General features: G+C 56.7%; 13 protein-coding genes and 1 pseudogene. 10 read left to right on the top strand and 4 right to left on the bottom strand.

Going from position 1 to position 8,556, the window contains the following annotated elements; genetic code table 11:
* Both CK240_RS16770 and CK240_RS16765 read right to left on the bottom strand, forming a co-directional pair.
* Window positions 1-1,197 (bottom strand): relaxase family protein (locus CK240_RS16770; protein WP_095641454.1); only part of this gene is annotated, 1,197 nt, incomplete at its 3' end.
* The gene (locus CK240_RS16765; RefSeq protein WP_095641453.1) at window positions 1,197-1,559 is read right to left on the bottom strand and encodes a MobC family plasmid mobilization relaxosome protein; all 363 of its coding nucleotides are present in this window, start codon (window positions 1,557-1,559) and stop codon (window positions 1,197-1,199) included. The genes CK240_RS16765 and CK240_RS16770, both read right to left, overlap by 1 nt.
* Before the next feature lie 247 nt (window positions 1,560-1,806).
* Between CK240_RS16765 and CK240_RS16760 the strand changes: the two genes are divergently transcribed.
* The 9 genes and pseudogenes from CK240_RS16760 (at window position 1,807) to CK240_RS16730 (ending at window position 7,688) form a co-directional block, all read left to right on the top strand.
* Entirely contained in the window at window positions 1,807-2,055 is a 249-nt protein-coding gene (locus tag CK240_RS16760) for a WGR domain-containing protein (protein ID WP_095641452.1), read from the top strand.
* A gap of 72 nt (window positions 2,056-2,127) precedes the next feature.
* Entirely contained in the window at window positions 2,128-2,367 is a 240-nt protein-coding gene (locus CK240_RS16755; RefSeq protein ID WP_095641451.1) for a DUF4160 domain-containing protein, read from the top strand.
* Complete coding sequence (locus CK240_RS16750; protein ID WP_095641450.1) at window positions 2,360-2,761, top strand: DUF2442 domain-containing protein; 402 nt, start codon at window positions 2,360-2,362, stop codon at window positions 2,759-2,761. The genes CK240_RS16755 and CK240_RS16750 overlap by 8 nt, the downstream gene beginning before the upstream one ends.
* 237 nt (window positions 2,762-2,998) lie before the next feature.
* On the top strand, window positions 2,999-3,718 hold the full coding sequence (locus CK240_RS16745) for a helix-turn-helix domain-containing protein (protein ID WP_095641449.1): 720 nt from the start codon (window positions 2,999-3,001) through the stop codon (window positions 3,716-3,718).
* A 20-nt stretch (window positions 3,719-3,738) separates the two neighbouring features.
* Window positions 3,739-3,918, top strand: a pseudogene (locus CK240_RS19625) (helix-turn-helix domain-containing protein); the annotation flags it as partial.
* A gap of 129 nt (window positions 3,919-4,047) precedes the next feature.
* Window positions 4,048-4,284, top strand: coding sequence for a hypothetical protein (locus tag CK240_RS19330; protein WP_240517540.1), 237 nt, complete (start codon window positions 4,048-4,050; stop codon window positions 4,282-4,284).
* Window positions 4,285-4,316: 32 nt separating this feature from the next.
* On the top strand, window positions 4,317-4,778 hold the full coding sequence (locus tag CK240_RS16735; RefSeq protein WP_135058882.1) for a hypothetical protein: 462 nt from the start codon (window positions 4,317-4,319) through the stop codon (window positions 4,776-4,778).
* 312 nt (window positions 4,779-5,090) lie between these two features.
* Window positions 5,091-5,843, top strand: coding sequence for a hypothetical protein (locus tag CK240_RS18380; protein ID WP_135058881.1), 753 nt, complete (start codon window positions 5,091-5,093; stop codon window positions 5,841-5,843).
* 3 nt (window positions 5,844-5,846) lie between these two features.
* The gene (locus CK240_RS16730) at window positions 5,847-7,688 is read left to right on the top strand and encodes an NACHT domain-containing protein (RefSeq protein WP_095641446.1); all 1,842 of its coding nucleotides are present in this window, start codon (window positions 5,847-5,849) and stop codon (window positions 7,686-7,688) included.
* Window positions 7,689-7,911: 223 nt separating this feature from the next.
* Here CK240_RS16730 and CK240_RS16725 read toward each other — a convergent pair whose 3' ends face one another.
* Complete coding sequence (locus CK240_RS16725) at window positions 7,912-8,208, bottom strand: hypothetical protein (protein WP_095641445.1); 297 nt, start codon at window positions 8,206-8,208, stop codon at window positions 7,912-7,914.
* Between the two features lie 3 nt (window positions 8,209-8,211).
* Window positions 8,212-8,340: a hypothetical protein gene (locus CK240_RS19485; RefSeq protein WP_276305742.1), complete on the bottom strand. Its 129-nt coding sequence runs from the start codon at window positions 8,338-8,340 to the stop codon at window positions 8,212-8,214.
* On the opposite strand from CK240_RS19485, the gene CK240_RS19035 reads away from it, so the two are divergent.
* Window positions 8,339-8,556, top strand: a 218-nt coding sequence (locus tag CK240_RS19035; protein ID WP_205957898.1) for a hypothetical protein, incomplete at its 3' end; no start/stop codon positions are given. The two genes, CK240_RS19485 and CK240_RS19035, sit on opposite strands and share 2 nt — an antisense overlap.

Raw genomic sequence — 8,556 nt, 5'->3', positions numbered from 1 at the left:
AGCAAGGCGCGCTCCAATCCCGTGAGCTGGTCCATGCCTCACTCCCCGTTCGTCAGGTGCAGGCAGATCGCCGTCCGCCCCGAGGGCGTGGTGCATTGCAGCGGCTTCGCGTTCTCGGGCACCACCAGGTAGCTCTGCCCCTCGCTCTGGAACGTCTCCAAGGGCATGTCCGCCACGATCCTCAAGGGCTGGGTCGAGCGCCAGAGCAAGAAGCCGGTCAGGCTTAAGCTCACGATCATCGCCCCCCAGGTCAGCCCCAAGATCCATTTCAGCTGTGGCAGCGCGTTCCTGATCCCGTGCGTGGACTGGACGATAGCGATCTCGATTTCGGTCAGCTCGGTGCTCACGCTCGCGCTCACACGCCGCGAGAGCTTCTGCAGTTCGTTCTCGGTCAAGGCCGCGATCTCGGCCGTCTGGCTCTCCAACCTCTCGTGCAGCCGCTCGGCCAAGCTCCGCGTCATCGCTCCAGTCCTTCTCGTAGATGCGGCCCCTGAGCCGCAGGCGCTCGTCGGTGTCGGGATCGCGCACGGTCACGTAGTCCTTGCCCGTCCGCGTGACCTCCAGCCCGGCCTCGGTCAGCGCATCGACCAGGCTGGCGCGGTCATGGATCGCCCCGCGTTCGACAAGGGCCGTCACATAGCCGTGGACGGCCTCCTTGCCCTCTTTCAGGTGGAATCCATGCTGCGCCCAGGGCGGCGATAGCTCGAAAGCCATCTCGCGCGCCCGCGCCGGATCGTCCGGCCGCGCCCAGCCATGCTGGAGGTTCAGCGCGTCCCGGAGCTTGGAAAAGCTCCGCTCCCAACCCGGCGGCGCGATATTGAGCGCCCGCCCGGAGGAAAGCTCCATGCGCGGGGTGACGAAGTGCAGCTCCACCCGCCCGCCCGCGGTGTGCTGATGGCGCACCCAGGAAATGTCGAACTGGTCGGCATCGAGGCCGGCAAAGGCGAAGGCTTCGAAGGCGTCCATTGCCGCCCCCTGCTCGGCCATGGTGGGCGCATCCTCGGGTGCAAAGGACAGAACCCCGTGCGTGTAGGTCCAGCGCCGCTCGATGCTGTCGATCAGCTCCCGCGTCCGCGCCAGGTCGCCCCGCATCACCTCTGGCGGGCAATGCTCCCGCCCGTTGCGGCCGGCATCGAGCAGGTAATCGCAGACCGTCCCACCGCCACCTTTGCCGCCGCTAGTGAACTTGATGAGCATCAGCCGCGCTCCGGCGGATCGGCCCGCGTATGCGCCGCCCGGAGCGCCCCAAGCTCGCGGTCGATCTCGATCAGCCGGGCCAGCAGCGCCGTCGCCGTCACCGGCTCCTGCCGGTTGGCGGCCCGCGCGAGCTGGTTGAGGTTGTTCCCGATCCGCGCCAACTCCCGCAGCAGCTCCGGCGCGACTGGCGGCGGCTCCCGTCGCGTCCGCAGCCGCAAGCCACCCAGGGAGGCCCGGATCAACTCCGACAGGGACATGCCCCGGCTCGCCGCCAGCGCCTGCCAGCGTGCCCGCTCCGCCGCGCTGGCCCGTAGCTTGATCCAGCGGGCAGGTTCGAGGGCAGCGGAAGGGTCGTCGGCCATCAGGCAGGCTCCAGAGGGGTGCAGGGGTATCTCCCTGCTGGGGTTCGGGCTGGTCCCGCCGTGCCAGTGGCGCGGGGCCGGGGGTTTGAAGGGGGCGGCACGCCCCCTCACCAGCTGCGAGTGGTCAAGGCAAGGCGAAGCCTTGCCGTGGCCACGAGAGTACGCTGGCGAAAAAGTTGCAAGCAAGGATGATGAGAGGCACCGTCGGAACTGGTGGAAACGGGCTCGAAGGGATACGCCGGCCACGATGCAGAGCTATCTCGAAAAGCGCGATCCTGCGAAGAACCTGGCGCGGTTCTACCGTCTGATGGTCCTGCCCAATCTCTTTGGAGAGTGGACCCTTCAGAGGGAATGGGGGCGGATTGGGCAGGCCGGACAGGTTCGCAGCGTCTATTTTCCCTCCCAGGACGAAGCCACAAGCGCGTTCCTGAAGCTGGAGGCAGCGAAGCGGCGGCGTGGCTACTGGTTGCGGCCCGAGCAGCTGGAGCTGTTCTAGCCCTCCAGCACCGGCTCCCATAATACAGGCCGCCCCACTTTAAAAACCCAACGTGTTGGGTTATATTGCGTCATGGTTACCATCCACCGGGCGCATGGTCTACGCGTCATCATCTTCACGGACGATCACGAGCCAGCCCATGTGCATGTGTTCGGAGACGGACAGGCCAAGATCAACCTGATCGGGCCTGATGGCAGTCCGGCCCTGGTCTGGGCCGAAGGCATGAAGGCGAACGAGCTGCGCCGCGCCGTGCAGCTGGTCCGTGACCAGCAGGAACAGTTCCTTGCCAGATGGAGGGAAATCCATGGCTGACCTGACAGACGCCGAGATCGAGGCCGCCCTGGAGCGGGGCCGCCTTGCCCAGAAAACTGAGCCGCGCGCCACATCTGCACGCTACGACCGGAAAAGCGGTCGCATCATCGTCGAACTGACCAACGGCTGCACCTTCGCGTTCCCACCCCGTATGGCGCAGGGACTTGAGACAGCGACGGATGACGAGCTGGCCACGATCGAGATCCTCGGCGCTGGCTATGGCCTGCATTGGGAAGCCCTCGATGCGGATCTTTCCGTGCCCGGCCTGCTGGCGGGTCTGTTCGGAACGAAGGCCTACATGGCCCGCCGGGCAGGACAGGTCACATCGCCTGCCAAGGCAGCCGCCGCACGGGCAAATGGGGCCAAGGGCGGTCGACCGCGTAAACAGGCATAGGCTCGACCTCGACCCCTATCCAGCGGGTCGAGCTGGCCTTCTTCCCCAGCCTGCGGCGCCGCCGTCTGGACCGGCATAAGCAAGATGGAGAGGGACACCTCCTCTTATACTCTTAGGATACATGGATACGCTGGAGCGATTCTGCGGTTTCGGCCTTGCTACGCTGGCCGCGAAGCCGATTGACAGTTATCACACCGATAACTACCGTTATCAGACTGATAACTATCGGAGCGCGATATGCCGAGAGCGACCATCCACGAGCTGCGCCGATCGGGCGTGTCGCAGGAGGACATCGAGCTTGCGAAGGCCACCCAGGAGGCGCAGCGCCGCAATGGCGTTCCGGTCCAGTCCATCGCTGTCTTGGTCGGCGCTGCGGAACCACGCCAGCGTCATAACCCGAACCCGCCGGCTGACCTGACCGACCGCGCCCTGCGTCGTCGTGGAACGTATGACCAGGCTGCGCTATTGTTGGACCAACAAGCGTTGCAGGAAAGTAGCCCCGAGCGCGCAGCCATGGCCCGCGAGTTGGCCCAAGGAGCCAAGGAGCTATCGGCCAGCAACCAGATCGAGTTCGACTTCTTCGGAGGGGGCAACGTGTCCATCGCTTTCCAGTATCAGGACGCCGTGACCGAACGCCTGTTCGAAGCGGCACCGACGACGACCAAGGCCAAGGAGGCCGGCATGATCCTTTGGATCATCTGTCGGCACCTGTCCTGGCAGAGCTACGAATGCACCAAGTCTGCGGCCGACCTTTGCGAGATCACGCACACGAAGCCGCCGAACATGGCGAGTGCACTGAAGCTCCTAGAGGAGGTCGGCGCGATCCGTCGCGTAAAGCGCGGCCGGAACAAGATCATCACCGTGACGCCCGAGGGCGCCTTCCGGGGCAACGTGAACAATCACGCGCAGGCGGTCGAGCGTTACCGGCTGGACGTGATCGAAGGCGGCAAGACCTGACCTCTCCGCCCTACCCTACCGTGCCCACTTTGCCCACTGAGCGTCCACTGGGCTCGCCCACCTCCCCCCACCTGTCCCCTGCCCATGCTGCCCAGTTGGCAAAGGTCAGCCGTCGCACCATCATGCGCGCCATAGAAGCAGGGGAATTACCAGCTTTTCGCGACAATCGAAACCGCTGGCAGATCATCCGGCAAGAGCTTGAAAACTGGGCAGGTGCCCAGTGGGCGCCCAATGAGCAACGCCCACCTAATGCCCATTCTGATGCCCATATTGCCCAGCCTGATGCCCACCTGTCCAAGGCGGACCGCGGCGGGCCGGATCGGGACAGCTTGGCCGATGACCTAGTGGCGGCGCGGCTGACCATTGCCCAACTCGAGGCCCGGCTCGAGGAACGCGCCGCCTTGGTGAGCGCGGCCGAGGCCCGCGCCCAGATGGCCGAAGCGGACCGCGACCGCTGGCGTGCCTTGGCCGAGAAGCTGACCGACCGCTTGGCCGAGCGCCCCGCGGTCCTGCCACCTGAGCCTGAGCCACCGCCCCGCCGCTGGTGGCCTTGGAGGAAGGTCTGACCACACCGACCCATATGGTCTAAAAGCACAGATTGATCAAATTTGACCAGTCGGTTATATTTGATCTATCGGGTTGTGCGGAGATCAACATGAAGACGGTGCGGTTTTTTGAACAGAGTGGAGAGCGCCAGTATGCTCGAGCACAACGAATTTGGCAGGTCCTAACAGGGTACGTCATGTTCAAACAGAACATGTCGGAGAAGGGTGCAGGCCTCATTACATACGCGGATTTGGCCGAGCTCCTCGGCTACGACCGCAGGGCCGGTGTGACCTTAGGCGGCCCCTTGGGGTATATTCATCGCTTCTGCGAACAGAACGATCTGCCTCATCTCAACGCCGTTGTCGTGAGCCAAGAGACTGGCATCGCAAGCTGGGATGAGATGTTCCCTGACCGGGCACGACATCTGCAAGAACAGAAGCGTGTGAAGAAGTTTGACTGGTTCACCGTGCGCACACCGTCAGCCGGAACCTTCAAGAAATATCCGGCCGCCTGAAGATCAAAGGAAGACCGCTCCGGTAGGGCGGTCCTCCTCCTTCTATTCACTCTTGAGCAGGCCTCCGGTTCACCCCTAGCTCAACCCCCAGGCGCTCTCCGGCCGATAACGGGTGTTCTGTAATCGCCACTGCCGCGCTCGCGCTCACGTGGTGGTGGTGGTTTGGTTGAGCCAAGACCCATACGTCAACGCTCGTTGCATGTTTCAAAACCACGAGTAACTTTAGATAACTGTCGCCAACTTATCTATAAGGAACGCAGAAGTTGAAAAGGTCTAAATCATGGATCACCGTTAAATAAATAAGGCTACCTCATGAAATGGTCAACTATAGGGCAAATTGGAAATACTTCCCTAGCGAAATTAACAATATTAGTTCCACTAGTAGGAACATTTATATTGTATAACGAAACTATAGCTACAGCTCTCTCCCCAAGACTAAGGAGTCTTTACGTACTGACTACCGCAGAGAACAAGCCAGGCACGTTCTTTCACTGGGCTCACGCAAACTCAATAGAATTCCTATACTTTGGATTGCTAACTATGGGAGTGGCTACTTTTTTATATCAAGCTCTCGCCCCGCGCCAAATTAAAGAGAGCTTAAGGCCAATGAATTATGCAATCACCTCTGCGCAGAATAATAGCAAAGTAGCCGTAGAAGTAGAGATGTTTCAATTGATGAGGCTTCTGATAAATAAAAATAAACTGCTAAAATCTCCACCGTACTTACAAGCTAAGCAATTGATCACAAGCATATTCAACAGTGTTGATTTTACTGAAGGGGAGAGGAGAACTATTCTTCCCCGCCTTGGAAGAGAGCTTGTTCACGATGGTTCCCTTTCGGTCACTATACTTTCGAAGGAAGCTACCGAAAATAACCCTAGACTTTTCTCCGCAATGATTGACGAAGCAATGAAACGCCAAGTTGATTTATACTATTGCGCCTACACTTGCGAAGATTTAAGCAACAATATAGTAAAGGTTCCAATATTTTCTTTAATGATACTTTCTACTGTACTCATGATAGTTCCAACTGTAGCAACCGCTTTCCTTATCATATGGGAGTAAGTGATGAATTGGGTAGACACTCTGCTATCTCCACTAAAAGAAAGCGTCGCATTGAAGCTCGACGACTTCATAATTTCTTTCAAAGAATACTTACCTCAAAAGTATAAGCAAGTAGGCCTAGTAAGAACTATTGTAGATATATACAAGAATGTACCAATTGATACAGTGTACGTTTCCTCAAATTTCTTAGATAACAGCACGTCCATCAGCGAAGACGAACTATTTCAAAGAATAGAAAGCGGCGAGGCATTCACCATCGAAGGATTTGGTGGATCTGGCAAATCAATTTTTATGCGCCATCTCTGGCGCTCGCTAGCAAAAAGGGGCTCAAGCATACCCATTCTAGTCGAACTAAGAAACATCGACTTAAGCAAAGGGTCATTAACAGATTTTATAGTTGGAAGCTGCTTTGGAGAAGCCAGACTAAGTACCGGACAGTTTGAGATGCTCTTGGGTGACGGTCGTTTCACCGTCCTTTTGGATGGCTTCGACGAGCTTGGTCAAAATGACAAGAGAAACGTTGAACGAGAAATCATAAAACTTAGTGAGCATTTTTCTAAAACCAGCATTGTTGTAACTGGCAGGCCTGATGAGAGATTTTCTTCTTGGGGAAGATTTCAAACGCTTAAAGTAGCTCCCTTTACATTTTCCCAATTTTCTGAACTCATAAATAAAATAGATTTTGACCCAGACTCAAAGAGATCATTCCAAAACCGGGCGGACGAGGATTTCTTCAATCTCCATCGTGAATTTCTATCCAATCCGCTCCTAGCCTTAATGATGCTTGTTTCCTTTGGTGAAAACGCAGAGATCCCTAGTCGCCTAAGTGTTTTTTACAGACAGTGCTTTGACGCACTCTTCAGAAAACATGACGCCATGAAGCAGGCATATGAAAGGCAAAGAACGCTAGATCAGTTGGAATTCGAAAGATTTTTCTCGGTCTTTTCCTTCCTATCTCATCAAGATAAGAAAACCTCTTTCGGAGACAACTATTTTCACCGCAACATCTCGGACTCTATGGAGTACCTTGGTATCCCTGAAGAGAAGAGGAGCGGCATTGAAATTGACGTTCTAGAGGCTGTTAACCTTCTTGCAAAGGAGGGAGATTTCTATTTTTATATTCATAGATCGTTTCAGGAGTACTTCGCCGCTCGATGCGTAACAACCGTAATGGTCAACGAAGTGCCTCAAGCACTTTCCTTCTTTGCCGATGACACAAACAGTACAGCATTTCGCCTGTGCTGTGAGATGCACGAGGATCTTGTCAAAGAGAAATATCTTATTCCTGAGTATGAAAGATTAAGACACCTTTTTCCTACCGAATGCCCGGACGATCACCCTTTGTACGTAGCGGATGTACAAGGGTGCTCTGGTGAAATTGGAGTTCATCTCTGGGCCACAGAGAACGGCGAAAAATTTGCTGAGCTTAACGGTTGGATGTTTAACTCCGCTCATGATGTAGACAAGTTATACCGTTGCGCGGCTAATGTAGGGGATAAGGGAGGGGCTTTAAATGAAGCGCGTTTCGAGCTTTCAATTGAAGTTCCCAAGCCTCTCTGCAATGCAGTGATGCTTAGCGAAATCAAAAGAGCAGAGCTAGTAGAGAGCGGAAGAGTGTTGATATCGATTCAGGGCAAAGACTTGAGATTCGTAATCGATGGCATTGTAGATCCCGCAGGAATTTCAGCAATTGAGGTCGCTTTAGATAGAGAGCGGCACGAGTGCATGAAATCTTTATTAAAGCTCAATGAGATTCTTTTGTCCTTTAATCAATACTTGGAAAGCAATCTAAAGAGACGAGAAAGTAGCAGAAAGTTACTTATTCGCTCCGAAAGTGATATCTGATGATAAATTTTTATGTGAAATCAACATGGCTTTTCCCAGGGCCCGCGGATCAGTCATTCTGATCACCGACGGCTCTGATCGAAAAACATAACCTTTTTGGATTGGCTGACGTTTTTGCAACGCTGCTGCCTGGAGACACCAATGATCGGACGGCGGTAGGGTTACAGCTCGTGATCCCACCCGTGGTCGCGCTCCCGCACCCGCGCGTGCTCTCGGGCCCGCTCTATTTCTTGCGTTTGCTCAAGAGCGCGTTCACTTGCTGCACCAAGTGCGTGGTCGAGGCGGTCTGCCTGTCTAACGCCGCGTTCAAGCTCTCCAAGCCCGCGCTCAATCGCTGCTGCGTGGCTTCGATCTGCGTCAAGCGCGCCTCGATCGCCGATTGCCGCTGCGAGATGCTCCGCGACCATTCGCCCACCGTCTTCGAATACTTCTCGGACACGCTCTGCGACTGATCGAACTCTTTCGCCAAGCGCCTGAACTGTTCGAGCAAGGCGCGCTCCAATCCCGTGAGCTGGTCCATGCCTCACTCCCCGTTCGTCAGGTGCAGGCAGATCGCCGTCCGCCCCGAGGGCGTGGTGCATTGCAGCGGCTTCGCGTTCTCGGGCACCACCAGGTAGCTCTGCCCCTCGCTCTGGAACGTCTCCAAGGGCATGTCCGCCACGATCCTCAAGGGCTGGGTCGAGCGCCAGAGCAAGAAGCCGGTCAGGCTTAAGCTCACGATCATCGCCCCCCAGGTCAGCCCCAAGATCCATTTCAGCTGTGGCAGCGCGTTCCTGATCCCGTGCGTGGACTGGACGATAGCGATCTCGATTTCGGTCAGCTCGGTGCTCACGCTCGCGCTCACACGCCGCGAGAGCTTCTGCAGTTC

Source organism: Paracoccus salipaludis (genome assembly GCF_002287065.1).
GTDB classification, from domain to species: domain Bacteria; phylum Pseudomonadota; class Alphaproteobacteria; order Rhodobacterales; family Rhodobacteraceae; genus Paracoccus; species Paracoccus salipaludis.
Note: the sequence above shows the minus strand (reverse complement) of the source record. Positions and strands in the feature narration are given on the sequence as shown.